We start from the raw sequence: 22,571 nt of genomic DNA, 5'->3' as shown, positions 1-22,571 counted from the left end.
CATTATTCTTGCACCTCCCATTTAACTAGGTGCCGCACGTGTTCAAGCATTCCGCGAATTTGAGGTGTGTCCTCGTGTTCGACTTCAGAATTTAATTTTCTGAATCCCAATGCTTTAATTGTGCGTTTCTGTCTTTCGGGGAAACTAATTGCGCTCTTGATCCATTTTGCTTTAATTTTGGCCATGATGTTCACTACTCCCCGATAACTGCGGCTTCATCCGGAGCTGCTGTTTCTTCTGCTTCGACTTCACCTGCAAGCCCGCGCAACTTCATAATTTCGTCTTCTGTGCGGGTTATCTTGATCGCCTCAAGTGTTGCATGTGCTACATTGATAGCGTTTGAGGTTCTGCCGGTAACTTTTGTAACAACGTCCTTGACTCCGCCAAGCTCCATAATTGCACGAACGACTCCGCCTGCGATGACTCCTGTTCCTGCGGGTGATGGCTTGAGCAAGACTCTAGCTGCTCCGAACTCACCTACTACAGGGTGCGGGATTGTGTCTCCGTCGTGTTTGACTGTTACTAAATTTTTCTTAGCTTTCTCGATTCCTTTGCGAACGGCCTCGGCGATTTCCTTTGCTTTTCCGATTCCTGTGCCGACCTGACTTGAGCCATCACCGACAACAACGAGAACAGCAAATCTGAATCTCTTACCGCCTTTAACGACTTTGCTGACACGATTAATCGCTACAACGCGTTCTTGAAGTTCGATTGATTCTAATTCATTTTTTCTGGGCATTAGAATATTAAGCCTCCTTCACGGGCTGAGTCTGCTACAGCCTGAATCTTTCCGTGATAGGCATGGCCTCCCCTGTCAAATACAACAGAAGTAATGCCCTTCGCCTTTGCACGTTCTGCTATGGTCTTGCCGATAACTTTTGCAGCCGCTATGTTGCAGCCTCCCTTGAGTTCCGGTTGTAATGCCTTCTCAAGAGTTGACGCACTCACAAGTGTGTGGCCTTTGTCATCGTCAATGACTTGTACATAAATATTCTTCAAGCTCCTGAACACACAAAGCCGGGGCTTCTCTGCTGTGCCTGAAAGAGTCTTGCGTAATCTCTCATGTCTTATTACGCGCATATCGTTTCTGCTTCTCTTCTTCATGTTTTATTTTGCTCCAGTCTTTCCGGCCTTGCGGATAATGTATTCATTCTCGAATTTGATACCCTTTCCGTGATAAGGCTCAGGCGGCCTGAACTCTTTTATTAGCGCACAAGTTTGTCCGACTAATTCTTTATCAATGCCGCGAACGTGAAATTTAATCGGGTTCTCTACAACAATTTCAATACCTTCGGGCGGGTTAAATTCTATCGGGTGAGAGTAGCCGAGATTCAGGACTAATTTTTTGCCCTGTAAAGCTGCTCTCCAGCCTACGCCGACGATTTCAAGAGTCTTCGAGAATCCTGTTGTAACGCCCGTAATCATGTTTGCGATTAAAGCTCTTGTCATTCCGTGCCATGCGCGAGTCTGTTTCTCGTCATCTGCTCGGTTTACTTTAACGAGTCCGCCGTCGATTTCGAGACTAATTCCGGGCATTAATTTAGCGTGTAATTCACCTTTAGGGCCTTTGACGATAATATCATTTCCCTTGAGATCAACGCTTGCGCCTTTTGCGATTTCTACTGCTTTGCGTCCGATACGAGACATTTATAAATTCCTCCTCTTACCAGACATAGCAGAGAACTTCTCCGCCGAGACCGAGTTTATTTGCTTCTAAGCCTGTCTTCAAACCTTTTGACGTAGAGAGAATTGCAAGCCCTAGACCGCCCATAACAACGGGTAATTTGTCGCGTCCTACATAGATTCTGCGTCCCGGTTTGCTTATGCGTCTAAGTCCCTGAATGACTCTCTCTTTGCCGTTGCCGTATGATAAATAAATCCTGATTTCCGCGTATGGTTTTGCAGGATCCGTTATCATTCTAAAATTGCGTATATAGCCCTCATCTTTGAGAATCCTTGCAAGGGCTAATTTCATTTTGCTCGAAGGAATGTCAACGCTTTCTGCATAGATCATATTAGCATTTCTTATTCTTGTGAGCATATCTGCAACAGGGTCATTAACGTACATATTTAAATTTAACCCCTTCCGATTACCAGCTTGATTTAACAACGCCGGGGAATACTCCCTCACGCGCCATTTTTCTAAAGCAGCATCTGCACATATCAAACATTCTGATATAACCGTGAATCCTGCCGCATAAAGGACAGCGATTATATTTTCTTGTGCTGAATTTCGGCGTCTGCATTGCTTTATTCTTGAGTGCCTTACGTGCCATTATTAAGCCTCCCTGCCTGTCCTGAATGGAAGTCCTAAGCCCTTTAACAGTGCAAATGCTTCCTCGTCCGTTTTCGCGCTTGTTACAATTGAGATATTCATACCTCTTGAGCGAATAACTTTATCATAGCTTATTTCAGGGAAAATTAACTGTTCTCTCAGACCGAGATTATAATTTCCGCGTCCGTCAAAACCTTTGCGCGTTATACCCTGAAAATCTTTAATCGCAGGAAGTGCAAGAGATACTAACCTGTCCAAGAACTCCCACATTTTTGCGCCCCTCAAAGTAACTGCACAGGCAACGGGCATATTTTGACGAACCTTGAAGCCTGCAATTGACTTTTTCGCGCGCTTTAACAACGGAGCCTGGCCGGTGATTGCGCGTAATTCATTTATTGCTGCGTCCATAAATTTAATATCGAGCTTTGCATCGCCGACACCGATATTTACGACGATTTTCTCAATTTTGGGCAGCTGCATAACGTTTTTATAGCCAAATTCACGGAGTAAAGCCGGGGCAACATCATTCTTATATTTCTCAAGCATTCTAGGTGTGATTGCCATAGATTAAAGCCCTCCCCTGTCGATTATTTCGCCGCACTTCTTGCAGACACGGACTTTTTTTCCGCTCTCAAGAAAACTAGTGCCGACTCTTGTAGCTTTTCCGCACTGGGGGCAGACAAGCATTGCTTTACTCGCATAAATAGGAGCTTCCTGCTTGATCATGCCGCTTTGAGGATTAGTCTGCGTTGCTCTGACGTGGCGAGAGACCATGTTAACGCCCTCGACGACAATTAAATCACGCTCAGGGATTCTGCGGATAATCTTGCCTTCTTTGCCTTTATCTTTGCCGGAGATAACTTTAACCCGGTCATTTTTCTTTAATCTTACTGTCATGATAAATTCTCCTATACGACTTCAGGAGCAAGCGACAAAATTCGCATGTATTTCTTCGCTCTAAGCTCACGACCGACCGGCCCAAATATACGAGTTCCCCTCGGCTCGCCGTTAGCGTCGATTAATACTGCTGCATTGTCATCAAATCGAACATAGGTCCCATCTTTGCGTCTGATTTCCTTCTTTGTGCGCACGATAACAGCTTTAACAACGCTGCCCTTAGGGATATTGCTGTTCGGTATTGCTTCACGTACGGACGCTACAATAACATCGCCGATTGTGCCGTAACGTCTTTTACTGCCGCCCATTACCTGAATGCAGAATAATTTTCTTGCGCCGGAATTATCAGCAACGTTCAGAACTGTAGTTAATTGAATCATGATTAATCCTCCTGAACTCCTTCTGCAATTACTTCGGCATCAGAACCGAAAACGGGTGCCTGTCTCATTATCTCGACTAATTCCCAGCGTTTTGTTTTGCTTAATGGTCTAGTCTCTCTGATACGGACTTCATCACCCATCCCGCATTTATTTTCTGCGTCATGAGCTACATATTTTTTTGCGCGTTTAATTCTTTTGCCATATAACGGGTGCTCGGCCATGCGTTCAACTCGGACGACTATAGTTTTGTCCATTTTGTTGCTCACGACTATACCCGTGCGAACTTTACTAGGCATTTTCTGCCGCTCCCCTTTCTGCTGCGTTTTTCTCTGATGCGATTGTCAGGAGTCTTGCTATAGTCTTCCTGACCTCACGGATTCGGCTTGTATTCTTCAAGTGCCCGACGGCATTCTGGAAACGCAGATTAAATAATTCTGTCTTGTACTCTTTGATTTTCCCGGAAATTTCTTCGAGTGTAAGCTCTCTTAATTTCTCCGGCTTTACGCTTGCGTCCATCAGGCTAGTCACTCCCTCCACTGCGTACCATGCGAACCTTTACGGGCAGTTTGTGGCTTGCTGTCCTGAAGGCTTGCTGTGCGACATCTTCTGTGATTCCGGAAAACTCGAACAGTACGCGGCCTCTCTTAACTGCGGCTACCCAGTATTCCGGTGCTCCTTTTCCTTTACCCATACGAGTTTCCAAAGGCTTCTTCGTGTAGGGTCTGTCAGGGAAAACGCGGATCCAGATTTTGCCGCCCTTCTTCATTTTACGTGATATAGCGACACGAGCTGCTTCGATTTGTCTAGCTGAGAGCCAAACATTTTCGAGAGCCTGAATGCCGTAATCGCCGAAATCTACTTTTGTGCCGCCCTTAGAAATTCCCCTCAACGGAGATCTATGGGACTTACGAAATTTTACGCGGCTAGGCATTAACATGATTTATGCCCCCTTGTTAGCCGGCCTGTTTCGCGCCGGACGTGCCGGAGCTTGTGCCTTCTCGTTTTGTCTGTCTCTGTAAATCCAGACTTTGCAGCCGATTACGCCATACATAGTAACAGCTTCTGCAAATCCGTAATCAATATCTGCTCTAATTGTTGAAAGCGGCAATTGTCCCTCGTTGTACCATTCTGTACGAGCGATTTCTGCACCGCCTAAACGTCCTGCAACCTGAGCTTTAATGCCCTTGACTCCGGCTTTAGTTGCTCTGAAAATTGCCTGCTTCATTGCACGTCTGAATGATACGCGGCGTTCGAGTGAGCTTGCGATTCCTTCTGCTACTAACTGGGCTTCTACGTCGGGATTCTTGATCTCGTGAACGTTGACCATTACTTTACCGCCGGTGATGGCCTGAAGTTCGTTCTTGATGTTCTGAATCTCGTTGCCGCCCTTGCCGATTACGACACCGGGTCTAGCTGTATGAATCGTAAATCTTACGACCGGTCCGACGCGTTCAATTTCAATGCGTGAAATTCCTGCGCCTTCCCATTTTTTCATTATATATTTACGCAGCTTTAAATCTTCGTGTAATTTTTTTGCGTAATTTTTCTTGTCGGCGAACCATCTCGACTGAAATTCGCTTGATACTCCGAGACGATAGCCTATTGGGTGAACTTTCTGTCCCATTTACAAAATTTCCTCCTACTTACGCTCGCCGAGCTTGATGACTACATGCGATGTTTTATGCACATAGGGATGAGCGCGTCCCATTGATACGGGTCTGAAACGCTTCATCATAGGGCCTTGATTCGCATAAGCCTCACAGACAAACAATTTGTCTAAGTCCATGCCGTAATTATGTTCAGCGTTTGCCATTGCACTGTTTAACACTTTTAAGATAATGCCGGCTGCTCTCTTGTCGCTGAATTTGAGTATTACAACGGCCTCCTCTGCACTTTTCCCGCGAATAAGCTCCAACACCTGACGGACTTTATACGGGGAAATTCTTGCATTTTTCGTCATTGCTTCGGCTGTCTTCATTTCTGCCATGAAAAATTTTCCTCCCGCTTATTTCTTCTTGTCCTGTCCGGCGTGATGTCCAAATTTGCGCGTTGGTGCAAACTCGCCGAGCTTGTGCCCTACCATATTCTCACTTATATAGACGGGTAAATGCATTCTCCCGTTATGAACTGCGATTGTATGGCCGATCATCTGAGGCACCACTGTAGAACGTCTTGACCAAGTCTTAACAACTTTTTTATTGCCTGAAACGTTCATAGCTTCTATTCTGTCTAAGAGCCTTTGTTCGACAAAAGGCCCCTTCTTTGTTGAGCGCATTTATCTTCAGCTCCTTTTACTTATCATAACGCCCGCGGACGATTAATTTATCAGAAGGCTTGCGTTTGCGTGTCTTGTAACCCTTTGCAGGGGTTCCCCAAGGCGATACAGGGTGCTTGTTTGATTTACTCTTGCCTTCACCGCCGCCCATAGGGTGATCTACGGGGTTCATTACCATACCGCGAACAACCGGCCTGCGACCTTTCCAGCGCATTTTTCCGGCCTTACCCAGTGAAATATTGTCATAATCTTCGTTGCCTACCTGACCTACTGTAGCCATGCATTCAAGCAAAATTAATCGTAATTCATTGCTGGGCATTCTGATATAAGCGTATTTGCCTTCTTTGGACATTAACTGCGCGCTTGTACCTGCTGAACGTACTAATTTAGCACCTCCGCCGGGCTGTAATTCGATATTGTGAATAAACGTACCGACGGGAATATCCTTCAGCTTTAAGGCGTTTCCGGGAGTAATATCACTCTCAGGGCCTGAATAAATCGTGTCGCCGACATTAAGTCCCTTGGGCAAAATGATATAACGCTTTTCTCCGTCAGCATAATTAATCAGGGCGATTCTTGCGTTTCTGTTGGGATCGTATTCAACGGTCGCAACTTTTCCGGGAATGCCTAATTTATCACGCTTGAAATCTATAATCCGGTATGCTCTGCGATGACCGCCGCCGATATGACGCATTGTGATTCGTCCGGTGTTGTTGCGGCCTCCGTGCTTGCGTAAATGCACAACGAGTGAGCGTTCCGGTTTGTCTGCCGTAATATCTTCGCGGCCTTGAATCGTCATTTGACGGCGACCCGGCGTATACGGCTTAAATTGTTTAATCGACATGTCTCAAAATCTCCTGTAATTAAATCGAGGCACCCTCGAAAAATTCTATACTCTGGCCGGGCTTGAGTGATACGATCGCTTTTTTCCATGAGCGTGTATAACCCTTTGTCATTCCGCGACGGCGTAATTTACCCTTCACATTCATAGTATTTACTCCGGCGACCTGAACTTTAAAGACTTCTTCAACGGCCTTGCGAATCTGAACTTTATTCGCGTTCTTGTGAACCTCAAAAGTATATTTGCCATAGCCCATTAACGAGCTTGATTTTTCCGTGATTACCGGCCTGATAATAATATCGTGAGCAGTTAAATTCATGCTGAATAGACCTCCTCAATTTTTGCGACTACTTCAGGCGTGAGAATCAAGTTTTTAGCGTTCAGAATATCATAAACGTTGATGCTTGATACGTTAATGCACTTTGCGCCGGGCAAATTTCTTACTGAGCGCGTTACGTTAAGAGCATTTCCGCTGTAGATAACAAGAGTCTTGCCGAATCCAAGCGAGTCAAATAATGCCTTAACTGCTTTCGTTGAGGGCTTCTCGATCTGGTCAAAGCCTTTAACGACGGCCATTAATTCCTCGCGTACTTTATCAGATAAAACGCTCCTTATTGCGAGCTGACGTACTTTCTTGTTCACTTTCTGATGATAGTCTCTAGGGTGCGGGCCGTGAGCTACTCCGCCGTGTGTCCAAATGGGCGATCTTGTAGAACCCTGACGAGCGCGTCCGGTGTGCTTCTGCCTCCATGGCTTTTTTCCGCCGCCTGATACATCACCGCGAGTCTTTGTGCTGTGAGTGCCTTGTCTGCAATTTGCTAAATGGGCAACTACAACTTGATGAATCGCAGCCATATGAACGGGCGTATTAAAAACTTTGTCGGATAATTCCATCTCTCCGGCTCTGTCCCCGTTAAACTCGTAAACTTTTACGAATGGCATAATCTTTTACCCCCTTTAATCTTTCTTGTAGAGGGCAATGAGGCTGTTTTTTGCGCCTGGGACTGCACCTTTTACCAGAATTAAATTATTCTCGACATCAACGGCCATTACAGTGAGATTCTTAACTGTAACTTTGTCGCTTCCCATGTGGCCGGGCATTCTTTTGCCGGGAAAAACGCGGCCGGGATAGGAAATTGCACCGCTTGAGCCTCCGTGTCTATGTTCAACGGACGTACCGTGAGAAAACTGTTGTCCGCCCATATGATGACGCTTGATAACTCCTGCGAAGCCTTTACCCTTTGAGATACCCTTTACGTTGATTTTCTCGCCTGCTGTGAATAAATCTGCTTTGATCTCCGAGCCTACCTCATAGGGCTTTACGTCATTGACTCTGAATTCCCGAAGAGTCTTCTTTGGTTCGAGCTTCAATTTCTCGAACATAACTTTTTGCGGTTTGGACAGCTTATGAGCCTTTACTGACTCAAAGCCGAGAAGAACAGCTGAATAACCGTTCTGTTCAGGGGTACGCAGAGCAACAACAGAGCACGGCCCGGCAGAGACGACCGTAACAGCTACGGCCTGTCCCTCTGAGTCATAAATCTGTGTCATTCCGAGTTTTTTCCCCAGAATCCCAATTGACATAGTTAATTATTCTCCTTACAACTAAAATTTTATCTGTATGTCTACGCCTGACGCTAAATTTAACTGCATCAGTGCATCCATAGTCCTTTGCGTCGGATCTATAATATCAATCAAACGCTTATGTGTGCGCATTTCGAACTGCTCGCGCGCGTCCTTGTCCTTGTGAGGCGATTTCAAAATCGTAATTCTGCCTACTTCAGTCGGTAAAGGAATAGGCCCGGAGACTCTTGCACCCGTTGAGTGAGCTGTCTCGGCGATCTGGGCTGCTGACGCGTCAAGCACTCGATGATCAAACGATTTTAATCTTATGCGGATTTTACGTGCCATGATAATTTACTCGATAATCTGTGTAACAACACCAGCGCCGACTGTATGACCGCCTTCACGAACTGCAAAGCGTAAACCTTCCTCCATTGCGATAGGAACGATTAAATCAACTTCAAATGTTGCGTTATCGCCGGGCATGACCATTTCTACGCCTTCAGGTAATTTAATATTTCCGGTAACGTCCGTTGTTCTGAAATAGAACTGAGGCTTATAACCTGCGAAGAACGGTGTATGACGGCCGCCCTCTTCCTTCTTTAAGACGTAAACTTCACCCTTAAACTTTGTATGAGGAGTAACTGTGCCGGGCTTTGCGAGAACTTGTCCGCGCTCAACGTCTGCTTTGTCAATTCCGCGAAGTAATACGCCTACGTTGTCGCCTGCTTCTGCGCTGTCAATAATCTTTCTGAACATTTCAAGTGATGTAGCAACTGTCTTTGTTGTGTCTCTCTTGACTCCGACGATCTCAACGGGCTCGCCTGCATTGATAACTCCGCGCTCAACACGTCCGGTAACAACTGTGCCGCGTCCTGAAATCGTAAATACGTCTTCAATCGGCATTAAGAACGGTTTATCAATCTCTCTGACAGGATCAGGAATGAAAGTATCGCATGCGTCCATTAAATCATAAATGGGCTTGCAAATAGGATCGTCTTTCTTGCCTGTACCCTTTTCGAGAACTTCAAGAGCTGAACCGCGAATAATAGGAATATCATCGCCGGGGAACTCGTATTTGTTGAGAAGCTCGCGAACTTCCATTTCAACGAGGTCAAGTAATTCAGGGTCGTCAACCTGGTCTGTCTTGTTCATGAAGACAACAAGCGCAGGAACGTTAACCTGACGAGCTAACAAAACGTGCTCACGAGTCTGAGGCATAGGGCCGTCAGCAGCACTAACAACTAAGATTGCGCCGTCCATCTGTGCAGCACCGGTAATCATGTTCTTGATATAGTCAGCGTGGCCGGGGCAGTCGATGTGTGCATAGTGTCTCTTCTCGGTCTGATACTCAACGTGTGCAATGTTGATTGTAATTCCGCGCTCTCTCTCTTCCGGAGCCTTGTCGATCATGTCATATGCTGTATACTCTGCAAAACTCTCTGTAGCTAAACATTTTGTAATAGCTGCTGTTAAAGTCGTCTTACCGTGATCGATATGTCCGATCGTTCCGATATTTAAGTGAGGCTTGGTGCGTTCAAATTTTTCTTTTGCCATTATATAGCAACTCCTTCATAAAATTTAAATATGTGAATGACCCTGCAAAATTTTTTCGCTTACTTCTGCGGGTGTCTGCTCGTAGTGATCAAATTGCATCGAATATGTTGCGCGCCCTGATGTCTTGCTTCTCAAGTCCGTAGCATAACCGAACATGCCGACCAATGGCACAAAGGCTTTAACGATTCTTGCGTTGGCTCTTACGTCCATTCCGTCAATACGTCCGCGCCTCGATGACAAATCACCGATAACATCGCCCAAATAATCTTCAGGCGTAACAACTTCTACTGACATAACAGGCTCCATTAAAACGGGATCAGCGCGTTTCATGGCCTCTTTGAATCCCATTGACGCAGCTATCTTGAACGCCATTTCGGAGCTGTCGACCTCGTGATAACTTCCGTCAACAAGCGTAACTTTAACGCCGATAACGGGATAACCTCCAAGAACGCCGGACTGTACAGCTTCTTCGAGTCCTTTCTCGACTGCTGCAATATATTCTTTAGGAACAACACCGCCGACAATTTTATCTTCAAATTCGTATTTGCTGCCCTCAAGAGGTTCAATTTCAAACACGACATGACCATATTGACCGCGTCCGCCTGACTGCCTGATATATTTTCCTTCTGCACGTGCGGGCTTGCGGATTGCTTCCCTGTAAGAAACTTGCGGGTTGCCGACTTTTACATCGACTCCAAATTCGCGCTTGAGTCTGTCTACAATAATTTCAAGATGTAATTCTCCCATGCCTGAAATAACAGTTTGTCCGCTCTCTTCGTCGTTATGGACTCTGAATGTCGGATCCTCGTCTGCTAATGCGTTCAAGCCCTTAGAGAGTTTAACTTTATCCTGCTGTGTTGCAGGCTCGACGGCTAGAGAAATTACAGGCTCAGGAAATTCGAGACTCTCTAACACTATTTGATTTGACTCGTCGCAGAGTGTATCGCCCGTTCTTGTGCTTCTAAGTGAGGGAACAGCGACAATCATTCCGGCTTCCATTGAGTCAATATCTTCACGCTTGTTAGAATGCATTCTCATGATTCGCCCGATTCGTTCTTTCTGGCCTGACGTAGGATTAAAAACGGTGCTGCCCTTGTCAAGTTTTCCGGAATAGACTCTCAAGAAAAATATTTTTCCCAAGAACGGATCTACAGCGATTTTAAATGCTAATGCCGTAAAAGGCTCGTCAACTTCGCTGTGTCTCTCGATAATTTCATCACGGTTAGCCGGGTTAATTCCCTGCACGGGCGGTAAATCTATAGGGCTTGGCAAGTATTCAACAATTGCATCGAGTAAAGGCTCAACACATTTATTCTTGAACGCTGACCCGCACAAAACGGGAACGGCCTTAAGATTTATTACTGCCTCGCGTAAAGTCTTGCGGATTAATTCCGAGCTTACCGGCTTGCCTTCAAGATAGAGAGTCATAATATCGTCGTTGAAATCTGATAACGCTTCAATTATATTTTCTCTGCCCTGTTTGGCTGTCATCGCGAGTTCGGGCGGGATAGTTCCTTCTGCCGGTGCCTGACCGAGAACGCCCGAAAAATAAAATGCTTTCTGTTCGATTAAATCTACTACTCCGGCGAAATCGTCTTCTGCTCCTATCGGTAATTGAAGGGGGATTGCGTTTGCTCCGAGTCTTTCGTGCATGGCTTTGACAACGGCGTTAAAATCTGCTCCGATTCTGTCCATTTTATTTACGAATGCGACTCTAGGAACGTGATATTTATCTGCCTGTCTCCACACTGTTTCAGACTGAGGCTCGACTCCTCCTACCGCGCAGAACACTGCAACAGCCCCATCAAGAACGCGCATAGACCTCTCAACTTCAACTGTAAAATCCACGTGGCCTGGCGTATCAATTAAATTAATAGTATGACCCTTCCACGCGCATGTTGTAGCAGCTGACGTAATTGTGATACCTCTTTCGCGCTCCTGCTCCATCCAGTCCATAGTGGCTGTGCCTTCGTGAACTTCGCCGACTTTGTAATTACTTCCTGTGTAATATAGTATACGCTCGCTCGTCGTAGTTTTTCCTGCGTCGATGTGTGCTGCGATTCCTATATTTCTAACTTTGCTGATGTCCAAATAATATAACTCCCTACCAGCGGTAATGTGCGAACGCTCTATTTGCTTCGGCCATTCTGTGTGTGTCTTCACGGCGTTTGATTGAAGCACCTTCGTTTTTGTAAGCGTCCATTAATTCACGCATTAATCTTTCACTCATGGGCATACCCTTTTTTGCTCTTGCGTACATGACGATCCATCTTATAGAAAGCTGGACTCCGCGCTCGGGTGTAACTTCGACAGGCACCTGATATGTAGCACCGCCGACTCTTCTGGGTCTGACTTCGATTTGGGGTGTTACATTTGCCATAGCCTTCTCGAATACTTCAAAGGGTTCAACGCCCAATTTCTCCGCAGCCTGTTCTAATGCGCCGTAAAAAATTTTTTCAGCGAGACTGCGTTTTCCGCCCATCATGAGAGCACTAATAAATCTCGATGCAGCAGGATTGTTGAATCTAATATCTGGCTCAGGCGGTCTCTTCTTAATATGTCCTTTTCTCGGCATAGTTATAAATCCTCCTAGTTAGCTTTAGGACGACGTGCGCCATATTTTGAGCGGCTTCTCTTGCGGTTTTCGACTCCACCGCAGTCAAGAGTCCCTCTTATAATATGATAACGAACACCGGGCAAATCTTTTACACGGCCTCCACGCACAAGAACTACAGAGTGTTCCTGTAAATTATGGCCGATTCCCGGAATATATGACGTAACTTCGATTCCATTCGTTAATCTTACACGCGCAACCTTCCTTAATGCTGAGTTCGGCTTCTTGGGCGTAATTGTGTAAACTCTTGTACACACACCGCGCCGCGCCGGATTTCCCTGCAATGCCGGAGAATTGCTCTTGCTCTTCTTCTCTTCGCGTCCAAGTCGGACTAACTGATTAATTGTTGGCACTGATCAATGCAAAAGTGTTATCCTTTTGCACTTTCCTCCCTTCACGTTAAAATTTGCTGGGATTACAGCTTGCTAATATTAGCAAATTAACGCGCTTTATGTCAAATTTTACGGGATGTGCGCTTAAAATAAATATGCACAAAATTATTTTATCCTGCTCATTTTATAAAATTTTTTATGTAACGCCTAATTTTATTGAGAACGTCAGCAGATTTTACAGCCTGCTCACTAAGCCATTTATCTTGGATAACCTCAAAGTTTGTAGTATCTTCCCAGAATTTAATTTCTTGATCGGTCAATATTTGGACATTGGCTCCGGAATCTCTCAAAATTTCAAGTTGGCGACAATAAGAATTATTCATTACTTCACCGAGCTTTGAATACGAAATTTCTGCGGCCTTCTCGATTGCGCGTTTATCTGAGTCCGAAAGTTTTTCCCACGCAAATTTATTCATTGCGATTATATATTCATGTCCGAGCCACAATTTTTGCGACGTTAAAATATTCGGTGCTGCCTTATGAGCGTTAATGTCGTAGCCGCTGTCAATATTTACCATTAGGCCGTCAAGAGTCCCGTTATTAAGCGCGTCAAAAACTCCCTGACCCCACGGCATTGTGATAGGCGTTGCTCCGGCATTTGTGAGAAAATCTTTGTGCCAAAAACTCGCGCTCCTCCATTTTTGACCCTTGATAGCTTGTAAATCACTCATCAGCTTAGAGCTGAAAAACGCAACTGGATAACCGGTCGAAACAAAAATAACGTGCAATCCCTGCGATTCGATTTCCTGTAATAATTCGGGAACTTCTTTATAAATGCTGCTGAAAAATTTTACTTGCTCCTGACCAGTAGGGCCAACGGGGAAACTTTTAAAAATTTGGTGTAACGGCAATTCTTTAGCAAAATATTCCGGCACTATCACTGCAATTTGAGCTTTTGAGCCGTCTTTAACAGTTTTTAATGCGTCATAGCTGATACTTATTTCACCGTTCCAGTGAGAATTAATTTTTATGCGACCATGTGATTGCTCGTTTATAGCTGTAAAAAATACATCTTTCAAAAATTTTGTTCGCATATTTCCTAAAGGTTCATGGTCTGAATATATCAATGTTGTAGAATCTTTCAATGCGTCAATAACAGCTAACGTCATATCATCAATTAACATTGTAGCACCAGAAATTAAATCTACGTTAAGAGCTTTGCCCTGACTGTCATATTTCACTGAGTTAACGCCGTTTTTCAATATCCAGTCTTCAAAGTATGCTGCTTGCTCCCACCAGTCTTTATTAATTGAGCTAATATTTTTCATGCCGTAATTGTCGTATTTTTCTTTGCTGCTTTGGCCGTCTTTAGTTATGAAGTCCAGCAAGATTTTAATAATTTCGCCGTCCTTGAATATAACATTTGCTACATAAAGCCCGTATATATCATTATAAGAAGTGCCGGTCTTGAGAGTGTAGCTGCTGTCTTCAATTTTTCCATCAGTAGCATTTTTTACGGCTTGAGATAATTCGGCCACGCTAATAGTTGCTCCGGAAATTAAATCAGGATTCAGCGCATGACCCTTTTCGTCTGTCTTGAGGGATTCAAGGCCGTTTTTAACTATCCAGCTTTCATAATAGGCGACCTGTTCCCACCAGTCTTTATTGAAAGTGCTTACAGATTTTATGCCGTAATTATTGTGAAGTTCTTTGCTGCTTTTACCGTTCGCTAGCCTGTCAATTATGACATTAATAATTTTGCCGTCCTTCTCGATAATATTTGCGATGTAAATTCCCCATTGCTGACTGTAATAAATTCCGGATTTCACGTTATAGGGACTTTCTGTCGCAAATGCAGACACATAAAATAAAATTGCAGCGATAATAGCAAGTAATATTTTTTCATCGTTAAATTTCTCCTTTTCCCTGTCTTAGAAAATAACATCGTGCTGCCTTAAAATTTTTCGTAATTTTTTCTCGTATTCAGCCGCTAACTTACTAGCACCCTTTCGAGACGATACCCTACAAAATTTATATCGCAGTAATCTATCTTGTCAATTTCGTCAACGTCAATGAAATCTGAAATCGCATGTTTTACGCGTTCAATTAGTGCGTCGTATGAACCTGATTCAAGCAAAAGTCCGGGCAGCTCTTCACTTTTTGTAATCCATACGGCCGCTTCAGGATCCCATAAAATTTTTACTGTACACTTCATAAAATTTACCTCCTTACTAATTCAGCAAATACCCCGGCTCATTATAAATCAACGCCATAAACTCCAAGTCCGAGTCAGAGTTATTCTCCAGTGAATGCCATTGACCGACATTTATTAAGCAAACCTGCCCGGCCTTGACGTGAAATTTTTTGCGCTCGCCGTTTTCCGAGTCTCCCTCGTAGAAATCTGCTTCACCCTTCAATATATAATAAGGCTCTGTGTCGTGAATATGCTGGTGCCACCCGACCGAACTTCCCGCAGGCAATACTATGCGCGCATACATTCTCCCATGCCCGTAAAGTTCTTCAGGCGTTAAAATGTGATGAACATAAACGACTCCACGTCCGCCCCGCAAATTTTTTACTTCTGTTGATGTAACGTCGCGAATCATAATTTATTCCTCCTGCAAAAATTTTGAGATTATTATATAATGCAACTATAAAACTTTTCACGAGTCAAGAAATAAATTTTACAACTACATTTACAACTACAAAAATGTTATAGCGTTCATTAAAGCGCAAAGACTCACACAGCAAAAAAATTTTTTATCAGCACAAAAACTTCACGAAAATTTTTATACACTGAATCATGATAAAATTATTTGCATGAAAAGTTATTTCATCACGGGAATTTATAAAAATTTTAGAGGCTAACGGCTGGTATTTAGACAGCATTAGGGGCGATCATTGGCATTTCAAACACGCATTTATATCGGGAAAAGTTACAGTTCGTCATCCCGTAAAAACTTTATCACGCACAATAATTAAGAGTATCGAGAAACAATCAGGCATAAAATTTTAAGGAGGTAAATTTACATGAAAGATTATTATATTTTTCCCGCAATTTTCGGCTATGATGTACCTGAACAAGTCGGAGTCGCTTTCCCTGACCTCCCCGGCTGCACTTCACAAGGCAATAACGACTCTGACGCATTCACACAAGCACGCGAATCTCTCGGACTGCATTTATTCTCAATGGAACGCGACGGAGATATTATCCCGGAACCTTCACTACTTCATGATATAGAACTTGAAGATTATGAGACTCTCGCACTAATTGATATATTCATGCCTCCTGTACGCGACGAATTGAAGTCAAAGCACATTGCAGCGTAAAAAAATTTTGTGATTCAGTATGCGGGGCCCCTATCGCCCCCCCGCACCCCCCGCCCAGGAGTCCCGCAAATTAACTATATCGGCCAAAAATATTTATGATAAAATTTTATAAATCTCGTAAACGCTAAAGACTCACTCTCAAAGCACCGAGATTAATTACGACAAGTCAAGGAGGATTTAACAAAGTGTTACAGCAACAAAAAATTTATCTCCGAAACTTGCAAAAATACTTTAGAAAGCGGGTGAAAATTATGCCGAAATGTGCTATACTTACAAAATTTGAGCAGAGCAGCAGAGCAGCAGAGCAGCAGAGCAGCAGAGCAGCAGAGCAGCAGAGGCTATTACTGTGCTTACAATTTCGGCAGAGAACAAAAAAATTTAACGCTCATCCTTTCATTTATTGCCCTGAGAAAATTTCACGCCCGATTATGTTCGGAGGTGTCTGCGCATGAAAAAATTTAATGCACTCTCACACACTCGCGGATATTGGGACGAAACATGCATGACTCTATCGCCGTTTTTGTGGCTGCCTAGCGTCAGGACGTTAGACTCACTCAATTATGAATCTGAAAATTTAGACTCGTTGTCTGCAATTAATAATTCATGGTTCGAGTCAGAGTTTCACAGCCTACCTTACAGCGCATATTACAACGCAAAAGAGTCAGAGCCTCACGAGGTCTTACGCTCACGAAAGATTCGCATTTATCCCGACTCAAAGCAGCAGGATATTTTGAATCAATGGCTTGGCACTGCACGTTACGTCTTTAACCGGACACTTGAATTTCTCACGCGCGGCAATAATCCGGACTGGCTGGAGATTAAACGCTGGCTGCTAAAAGATTTACCCGACTGGGCGCAGAATGTCCCCTATCAAATTAAATCTGTTGCTGTAAGAGACGCATGCATAAGCTACAAGCAGACTTCAGCAAACAATAACAGCGCAAATTTCAGAGCCAGACGAGACGCAAGACAGACTCTCTACATTCCTAAATCATCAGTGGGCAAACGCGGCATTTATTCGCACTTTCTTGGGAAAATGACTCATGCGGAAAATATTCCCGTTCCTGAAGGCGATTGCAGACTCACTTATGAGGCCGGACGATGGTTTATCTGCGTTCCCGTAAAAATTTCTATTGCGTCCGATAAGCAAGGGCGCGCGGTCTCTCTTGATCCGGGCATTAGAAATTTCATGACGTTCTACAGTCTTGACTCGTGCGGCAAAATCGGCCGTAATGCTTTCTCGAAAATTTGCAGCCTCTGCGTTTATCTTGATGACTTATATAATAGGATGAATCTTGCGAATCACAGACAGCGCGCAAAAATGAAGAAGGCATATAACCGGCTTTACTGGCGAATCATGAATCTCACTGAAGAATTAACCCGCAAAGCAGCATTATTTATCGTTAAAAATTTTGACGTTATTGCACTGCCGGAATTTAACGCAGACATGACCGAAAAATTTTACTCGCGCACGATGAGAGAAATGCTCACACGGGCACACTCAGAATTTCAAGATTTTATCAGAGCTAAGGCCGAACAGTACGGACGAAAAATTATCGCGCAAAATGAGGACTGGACCTCGCAAACTTGTTCATGGAACGGCGAAATAAAGTCTCCGGGGAAATTTATCAGAGACGGCAATATCACATTAGACCGTGATTACAACGGTGCAAGGGGAATTTTTCTCCGTGCTTTGCGAGAATCCGCCATCCCTCCGCCTGTTAGTGTGCAAGGGGTGCAACGCCTGAAGGGAGTTAGTCAGGCCAAATGATTCGGGTAACAAATTTTAATATGAACATGGGCACAGAGTTTTATCACACATTCAGTTATGACCCTGTGGGATTTCCTTCAACCCTCTGTGCTCGGTTCACCAAATTTTAATTATTCAACGCGTAAACGGTAAAGGAATAGATTTATATCTGTTCGGAATACGGAAAATTTTTATTACAAGGAGGTTAATTATACATGAAGAAACGCATATTTTCTCTTGTGCTTGTGCTGGGATTCTTGCTGGCGTGTTCGGCTAGTGCGTGGGCTGCTGATTTTATAATTTTCGACCCTGATGCGCAGACAGGTGCAGCGTATAATAATGCTACGGGATTTGGTTCTGAAGTCGGATATGCGGACTCAACATACAGTAAAACTTTATATTTTGTGTATGCCAGTAGTGGCACCGATGTATATTGGGGAGCGCTGTCAGCTAGTCCATGGACATATTACATAGGCGGATCAGATGAAGCAAAAAAAGATGTTGTCGATGCAAAACAAACTTCATACACGATTAATGGCGCAATGAAGGCAACTGTTTCGACGACACAAATTTTGAAAAAAGATGACTCTACCAAGAAAAATTATATGGCAACTGTTACTGTTTCGGGAAAACCGTCAAGCAAAGGTACATATAAATTTAAGCTTTGGCACTCTGCTAATACTAATATATTTAAAGAGTTTACAATCACAGTCAAGGCCAAGAAGCAGACAGCAGTTCCGAAATTTACAACAGCAGCAAGCAAAGTTACAGCAGGAACACACGGCCAGCCCTATGAAGTAACAATTCAGGCAAGCGGCAATATCGACGACAATGAAGAATATCAGAACATTTACTTCAACGACGAAACGCAGAAGACAGCACTTGAGACACTCGGTTTCACAATCAGCAACAATGACAGCGGAGATCTTATTCTTAAAGCTGATCAATTGCTTGACGTTACCAGCACATCCGGGCAATCGTTCACGATTTGTGTGTCCAATGACCGCGTAACCGATAAAAATAACGGCGTACCCGTAAAGCAGGCGTACAAGCTCGTTGTCAATGCTGCTGCACCTAAAATCGTAAGTCCCGACACAACAGACCTTACAGCGGCGGCCAAAGCAGAAGATAGTAATTTTGTTGCGTTCACAGTCGAGTCTGACAAAAACGATTTCGAAGCTATTACGTTCAGCACATCGGAAGCAACGACAACCAAACTTAAATTTGCTCCTCAGTCAGGAAAATTTCCGTCGTGGCTTGAATGGGTAGAGGACTCAAGTGAAACAAACGCTACTGCAACAACACCCACTGACTATGGCGCAATATCAGGTAAATTCACGCGTAAGAGCGGCAAGACTCCTGTAGCTGGCACTCATAATATCGTTATGCAGGCTTCCAACAAAGTAGCAAGCGTTACTAAGACATTTACACTCGTTGTGCTTGACTCTCCGGATTTGTCTGCAACTAAGCTCAATGATGTAACTTACGGCAAACCAGTAACATTTAATATTACGACCAAGAACGGCACAAAGGATGTACCTGTAACCGTCGATAAGAGCGATATTGCATTAAAGATCAACGGCACAGATGTAACTGATAAGAATATTCTCACGTTCGAAGTCGAAGAAAACGTCAACACCGGCAACCCGAAAATTACAATTGAAGCGGACCTCAACGAGGATAATGTTGGTGATGTAGATTTCGGCTCAAACAAAGAAGTAACCGGCGAAGTAGAATTTACGCTTGAGAGTGAAGCATTTGATAATGATGCAGTAATAACTCTTCCGATTAAGTTTGTAGCAGTCAAGCCTACAATCGAGGACAAAGCCAGCTACAATAACATGAAAGTTGAGGGCGACACCGAGAATGCAATAGAAGCTATCACAATTGAAGCGACCGGTCCCGGCAAAATTTCATGGGATGTCAGCGGACTCCCGGCAGGTTTAGCGAGCGATGACACAACAGCAGGCACGCTTAAAATTTCAGGAACACCGACGGAAGCAGCCAAGAACAAACGCGTAACAATCAAGGCTCTTAACGGTGCAGGAAATGACTCAATTAATATGACGTTCAATATTGACGCGCCGGCACCTGTTATAAGTTTCACTGACACTACATTTGCAACGAGTCATAAGAAGGGCGACGACTTCACAGCAGTAACCCTCACAGCGACAAACGGCCCAGTAACATGGAAAGCGCAGAATTTACCCGGCGGAATCAAACTTGACGCTAAAACGGGTGAATTATCAGGAAAATTCAGCAGTGCATTTGCTGACAAGACCGTAACGATTACAGCAAGTAACGCTGCGACGGGCAAGAGTGGTGTTTGGTCATCGGACGCAGTTGCAGTTTACGACGCACCGAAGATCACAACGAGCAATCTCGGCACCGCAAAAGTAGGTACAGCATTCAAAGCAACGCTTAAGGGTACAAACATTTCAGAATGGGATACACCTACATATAAGGACGAGGCTGGAAATACTGTAACAATTTCTGAATTGACCTTTGACGCAACAAAAGGCGAATTTAGCGGAACATTTACGGCTCTTCCTACAGTAAATAACAAACCTGTTGGAACTGTTATTGTTCACATTGCGGGCAAAAATGATGTTTTCAATGAATTTAATACGGCCAGCAAGGATGTAACGCTGAAGATAACTGCGACGGCTCCGAAAATTGCTACAAGCACCCTTAAGAGCATTACAACCACAACAGCAGACAGCCAAGCAATTAATTTCTCCGGAACTCTTCCGATAAGCTATCTGGTCTACATTAAGCAGGCGGACGCGGTGAAGTTCGGTGCAGATGTAACAGATAATATCGTTCTTGGTTCTGGTACATTGGCAGAATCGACATCTTCAAACGGTTCGGTCTCAGCTATGGCAGCAAATTCCTTCAATCTCGAAGCCACAGCAAACGGCACGTCAGGAATCAATCTCGTTCACACCAGCGGTGGAAATGCAGCAAAGAATCTCCCGATCGTTGTATCGATTGATAACGGTGTAGGCAGAGCAGTTGTCAAGACATTGAGACTCACGATTGACGCGGCGGCTCCTGAATGGCTCTATAATGGTGCAGCTATACCGGCGGCCTCGAAAGATATTCAGATTCTCTACAAGGCTGATGCGGCGGCGGCGACTCTAGCGACATTCACACTCAGCGGCGACACTAACGTTGATATAACAAGCGGACTTAAAAATGTAACTAACAGCGTAAGTGTTGATATTTCCGGAACAACAGTAACGATCAAGACATTAGACGCAAACGGAGACGCAAAGACTACAACAGTTGCATTGACGGCCAAATCTAATGGAACTGGCAAGAGCGCGAAAGTTACAGTTAAGCTCATAGCGCAGGCAGCTCCGGCAATAACGAATCCGCCTCAAAAGGTATATCAGCAGGGCAAGACGATAAAGTTCAACCTTACTGCAAGCGGAACAAAGCCGTTATCATGGGATCTCGGAGACATTAAGATCACTAACGGCGCAACATTGGACAAAGCTAAACTCGGCAGTGATTACGGAATTTCGTTCGACAAGACTAAGGGCGCATTTGTCAGCAACAGCAACATAAGCAAGAACAATATCACGAAAGCTACAGATAATAGTGCCTCATCGCTTGATATTGAAGTCAAAGTCGGCAACGCAGCTGGAATCGGTTCGGGACATGTTTTCATTCAGATAACCGGCGGAAAACCGAAGATCGCGACGAAGACTCTTACATTTACGGTCAACAGTGCTGACTCGTTCCCGATTGATGTAACCGGCGCAGTGAGCAGTGATGTAACATGGACAGTGCTTAAAGCTGACGGAACAGAAGGGGCACTTAGCGACTACTCGGATAAATTTACAGGTTTGACCCTTACACCAGCAAGTTCAACAAATAAGACTCCTGCGAATATTGCAATGGCTTCAACCGGCGGTAAGGCCACGAAGGGAACCAGCGTAAAATTCAAAGTTGATAACTTCGGTCAGACAGCAACCGGCGCAATTAAGATAATCATCAAGGACGTTGCTCCTGAAATTGATACAACTGCAGCAGCGAGTCTCTCTGTAAGCGATCTGCCCACGTCAAAGGACAAATTTAAGCTGAAGAAAGCTGTATCTGTTGATGTTAATGTTGCACTTACAACGGCAAGCGCAGCAACGGGCGACTCAAAAGTTACATGGAAAGTTCAGACCCCGAAACTTGACAGCGGTTTAACGACAGCGATTACGGCCTCAAATCTTCAAGCTAAGATCACGAAGGACGCAGACGACGTCAATAAGGCTACATTGCGAGTAACACTGAAAAATGGTGCTGTTCTCTCCAAAGACGGAGCTTATCGCGGTGCAACTGGAACAGTGAAAGTTACAGCTCAGAACAGCAGCAACACTGTAATTGGCTCGTTTGATGTACCGATTACAATAAGTGTAAGCGGCAACAGCGGCGCAGCAACAACAAGCACTGAGGACGTAACAACAGCTGAAGAGTCCGAGGTCAGAGAAACATCCGAGACAATGGACGAGCTTGTAGAGGATAAAGTCGCACTCGGTGAAGGCGAACTATCAATCGGCGCAGAAAGAGCAGAATCAACACTCACAGCCGAGCAGAGAGCATTAATCGAGTCAGAAGGTTACATGATTGCTGCAATTCTTCCGGAAATTTCTGCAACAGCTGACGGACAGTACGGACTCGAAGTCGATTTATTCGCAGCAGCACCGGCCGGAGCAGAGTTAAAGTGGCTTGCATTCCCGCAGGCACCTGCACAGCCCAGT

Annotated in this window: 31 protein-coding genes; 4 read left to right on the top strand and 27 right to left on the bottom strand. The window is 44.5% G+C overall.

The window, feature by feature from the left end:
- Positions 1-2 precede the first annotated feature (2 nt).
- From rpmD to IJT21_06270, 27 genes are all read right to left on the bottom strand, one after another.
- The gene (rpmD, locus tag IJT21_06400; GenBank protein MBQ7577875.1) at positions 3-185 is read right to left on the bottom strand and encodes a 50S ribosomal protein L30; all 183 of its coding nucleotides are present in this window, start codon (positions 183-185) and stop codon (positions 3-5) included.
- Positions 186-193: 8 nt separating this feature from the next.
- Complete coding sequence (rpsE, locus tag IJT21_06395; protein MBQ7577874.1) at positions 194-739, bottom strand: 30S ribosomal protein S5; 546 nt, start codon at positions 737-739, stop codon at positions 194-196.
- Positions 739-1,104: a 50S ribosomal protein L18 gene (locus IJT21_06390; protein MBQ7577873.1), complete on the bottom strand. Its 366-nt coding sequence runs from the start codon at positions 1,102-1,104 to the stop codon at positions 739-741. Before IJT21_06390 ends, rpsE begins: the two co-directional genes overlap by 1 nt.
- Positions 1,105-1,107: 3 nt before the next feature.
- Positions 1,108-1,647 carry a 50S ribosomal protein L6 gene (gene rplF, locus IJT21_06385; GenBank protein MBQ7577872.1) on the bottom strand — a complete coding sequence of 180 codons (540 nt, stop codon included), beginning with the start codon at positions 1,645-1,647 and terminating at the stop codon, positions 1,108-1,110.
- A 16-nt stretch (positions 1,648-1,663) separates the two neighbouring features.
- Positions 1,664-2,068, bottom strand: coding sequence for a 30S ribosomal protein S8 (rpsH, locus tag IJT21_06380; protein MBQ7577871.1), 405 nt, complete (start codon positions 2,066-2,068; stop codon positions 1,664-1,666).
- A 22-nt stretch (positions 2,069-2,090) separates the two neighbouring features.
- The gene (locus IJT21_06375; protein MBQ7577870.1) at positions 2,091-2,276 is read right to left on the bottom strand and encodes a type Z 30S ribosomal protein S14; all 186 of its coding nucleotides are present in this window, start codon (positions 2,274-2,276) and stop codon (positions 2,091-2,093) included.
- Between the two features lie 2 nt (positions 2,277-2,278).
- Positions 2,279-2,839: a 50S ribosomal protein L5 gene (gene rplE, locus IJT21_06370; GenBank protein ID MBQ7577869.1), complete on the bottom strand. Its 561-nt coding sequence runs from the start codon at positions 2,837-2,839 to the stop codon at positions 2,279-2,281.
- Positions 2,840-2,842: 3 nt separating this feature from the next.
- On the bottom strand, positions 2,843-3,172 hold the full coding sequence (gene rplX / locus IJT21_06365; GenBank protein MBQ7577868.1) for a 50S ribosomal protein L24: 330 nt from the start codon (positions 3,170-3,172) through the stop codon (positions 2,843-2,845).
- 11 nt (positions 3,173-3,183) lie between these two features.
- On the bottom strand, positions 3,184-3,552 hold the full coding sequence (gene rplN / locus IJT21_06360; protein ID MBQ7577867.1) for a 50S ribosomal protein L14: 369 nt from the start codon (positions 3,550-3,552) through the stop codon (positions 3,184-3,186).
- Positions 3,553-3,554: 2 nt separating this feature from the next.
- Entirely contained in the window at positions 3,555-3,848 is a 294-nt protein-coding gene (rpsQ, locus tag IJT21_06355; GenBank protein ID MBQ7577866.1) for a 30S ribosomal protein S17, read from the bottom strand.
- On the bottom strand, positions 3,841-4,068 hold the full coding sequence (rpmC, locus tag IJT21_06350) for a 50S ribosomal protein L29 (GenBank protein MBQ7577865.1): 228 nt from the start codon (positions 4,066-4,068) through the stop codon (positions 3,841-3,843). Before rpmC ends, rpsQ begins: the two co-directional genes overlap by 8 nt.
- Before the next feature lie 4 nt (positions 4,069-4,072).
- Positions 4,073-4,489, bottom strand: coding sequence for a 50S ribosomal protein L16 (gene rplP, locus IJT21_06345; protein MBQ7577864.1), 417 nt, complete (start codon positions 4,487-4,489; stop codon positions 4,073-4,075).
- Between the two features lie 3 nt (positions 4,490-4,492).
- Positions 4,493-5,176 (bottom strand): 30S ribosomal protein S3, encoded by a 684-nt coding sequence (gene rpsC, locus IJT21_06340; GenBank protein MBQ7577863.1) that lies wholly within the window; start codon positions 5,174-5,176, stop codon positions 4,493-4,495.
- Positions 5,177-5,191: 15 nt separating this feature from the next.
- Positions 5,192-5,539: a 50S ribosomal protein L22 gene (gene rplV / locus IJT21_06335; GenBank protein MBQ7577862.1), complete on the bottom strand. Its 348-nt coding sequence runs from the start codon at positions 5,537-5,539 to the stop codon at positions 5,192-5,194.
- Positions 5,540-5,557: 18 nt separating this feature from the next.
- Positions 5,558-5,827, bottom strand: a complete 270-nt coding sequence (rpsS, locus tag IJT21_06330; GenBank protein ID MBQ7577861.1) for a 30S ribosomal protein S19 — start codon at positions 5,825-5,827, stop codon at positions 5,558-5,560.
- Positions 5,828-5,843: 16 nt separating this feature from the next.
- A complete protein-coding gene (gene rplB / locus IJT21_06325; GenBank protein MBQ7577860.1) occupies positions 5,844-6,671 on the bottom strand; it encodes a 50S ribosomal protein L2 in 828 nt (275 codons plus the stop codon).
- Between the two features lie 19 nt (positions 6,672-6,690).
- Positions 6,691-6,987, bottom strand: a complete 297-nt coding sequence (rplW, locus tag IJT21_06320) for a 50S ribosomal protein L23 (protein MBQ7577859.1) — start codon at positions 6,985-6,987, stop codon at positions 6,691-6,693.
- Entirely contained in the window at positions 6,984-7,610 is a 627-nt protein-coding gene (gene rplD, locus IJT21_06315) for a 50S ribosomal protein L4 (GenBank protein ID MBQ7577858.1), read from the bottom strand. The genes rplW and rplD overlap by 4 nt, the downstream gene beginning before the upstream one ends.
- Positions 7,611-7,625: 15 nt before the next feature.
- Positions 7,626-8,252, bottom strand: coding sequence for a 50S ribosomal protein L3 (gene rplC / locus IJT21_06310; protein ID MBQ7577857.1), 627 nt, complete (start codon positions 8,250-8,252; stop codon positions 7,626-7,628).
- Between the two features lie 21 nt (positions 8,253-8,273).
- Positions 8,274-8,579 (bottom strand): 30S ribosomal protein S10, encoded by a 306-nt coding sequence (rpsJ, locus tag IJT21_06305; protein ID MBQ7577856.1) that lies wholly within the window; start codon positions 8,577-8,579, stop codon positions 8,274-8,276.
- 6 nt (positions 8,580-8,585) lie between these two features.
- Positions 8,586-9,788, bottom strand: coding sequence for an elongation factor Tu (gene tuf, locus IJT21_06300; protein ID MBQ7577855.1), 1,203 nt, complete (start codon positions 9,786-9,788; stop codon positions 8,586-8,588).
- Positions 9,789-9,812: 24 nt separating this feature from the next.
- The gene (gene fusA / locus IJT21_06295) at positions 9,813-11,906 is read right to left on the bottom strand and encodes an elongation factor G (protein MBQ7577854.1); all 2,094 of its coding nucleotides are present in this window, start codon (positions 11,904-11,906) and stop codon (positions 9,813-9,815) included.
- A complete protein-coding gene (gene rpsG / locus IJT21_06290) occupies positions 11,893-12,363 on the bottom strand; it encodes a 30S ribosomal protein S7 (protein ID MBQ7577853.1) in 471 nt (156 codons plus the stop codon). The genes fusA and rpsG overlap by 14 nt, the downstream gene beginning before the upstream one ends.
- 14 nt (positions 12,364-12,377) lie before the next feature.
- Positions 12,378-12,755: a 30S ribosomal protein S12 gene (locus IJT21_06285; protein ID MBQ7577852.1), complete on the bottom strand. Its 378-nt coding sequence runs from the start codon at positions 12,753-12,755 to the stop codon at positions 12,378-12,380.
- Between the two features lie 158 nt (positions 12,756-12,913).
- The gene (gene dctP, locus IJT21_06280; GenBank protein MBQ7577851.1) at positions 12,914-14,563 is read right to left on the bottom strand and encodes a TRAP transporter substrate-binding protein DctP; all 1,650 of its coding nucleotides are present in this window, start codon (positions 14,561-14,563) and stop codon (positions 12,914-12,916) included.
- Positions 14,564-14,724: 161 nt separating this feature from the next.
- Positions 14,725-14,949, bottom strand: a complete 225-nt coding sequence (locus IJT21_06275) for a DUF1902 domain-containing protein (GenBank protein MBQ7577850.1) — start codon at positions 14,947-14,949, stop codon at positions 14,725-14,727.
- 16 nt (positions 14,950-14,965) lie between these two features.
- Positions 14,966-15,340: a cupin domain-containing protein gene (locus IJT21_06270; GenBank protein ID MBQ7577849.1), complete on the bottom strand. Its 375-nt coding sequence runs from the start codon at positions 15,338-15,340 to the stop codon at positions 14,966-14,968.
- A 224-nt stretch (positions 15,341-15,564) separates the two neighbouring features.
- Between IJT21_06270 and IJT21_06265 the strand changes: the two genes are divergently transcribed.
- The 4 genes from IJT21_06265 to IJT21_06250 all read left to right on the top strand — a co-directional run.
- Positions 15,565-15,750 (top strand): type II toxin-antitoxin system HicA family toxin, encoded by a 186-nt coding sequence (locus tag IJT21_06265; GenBank protein MBQ7577848.1) that lies wholly within the window; start codon positions 15,565-15,567, stop codon positions 15,748-15,750.
- Positions 15,751-15,764: 14 nt separating this feature from the next.
- The gene (locus IJT21_06260) at positions 15,765-16,064 is read left to right on the top strand and encodes a type II toxin-antitoxin system HicB family antitoxin (GenBank protein MBQ7577847.1); all 300 of its coding nucleotides are present in this window, start codon (positions 15,765-15,767) and stop codon (positions 16,062-16,064) included.
- Between the two features lie 448 nt (positions 16,065-16,512).
- Positions 16,513-17,835, top strand: a complete 1,323-nt coding sequence (locus IJT21_06255; GenBank protein MBQ7577846.1) for a transposase — start codon at positions 16,513-16,515, stop codon at positions 17,833-17,835.
- A gap of 194 nt (positions 17,836-18,029) precedes the next feature.
- A partial coding sequence (locus tag IJT21_06250) for a hypothetical protein (protein MBQ7577845.1) occupies positions 18,030-22,571 on the top strand: 4,542 nt, incomplete at its 3' end.

Source organism: Synergistaceae bacterium (assembly GCA_017443945.1).
Lineage (GTDB): Bacteria > Synergistota > Synergistia > Synergistales > Aminobacteriaceae > JAFUXM01.
Note: the sequence above shows the minus strand (reverse complement) of the source record. Positions and strands in the feature narration are given on the sequence as shown.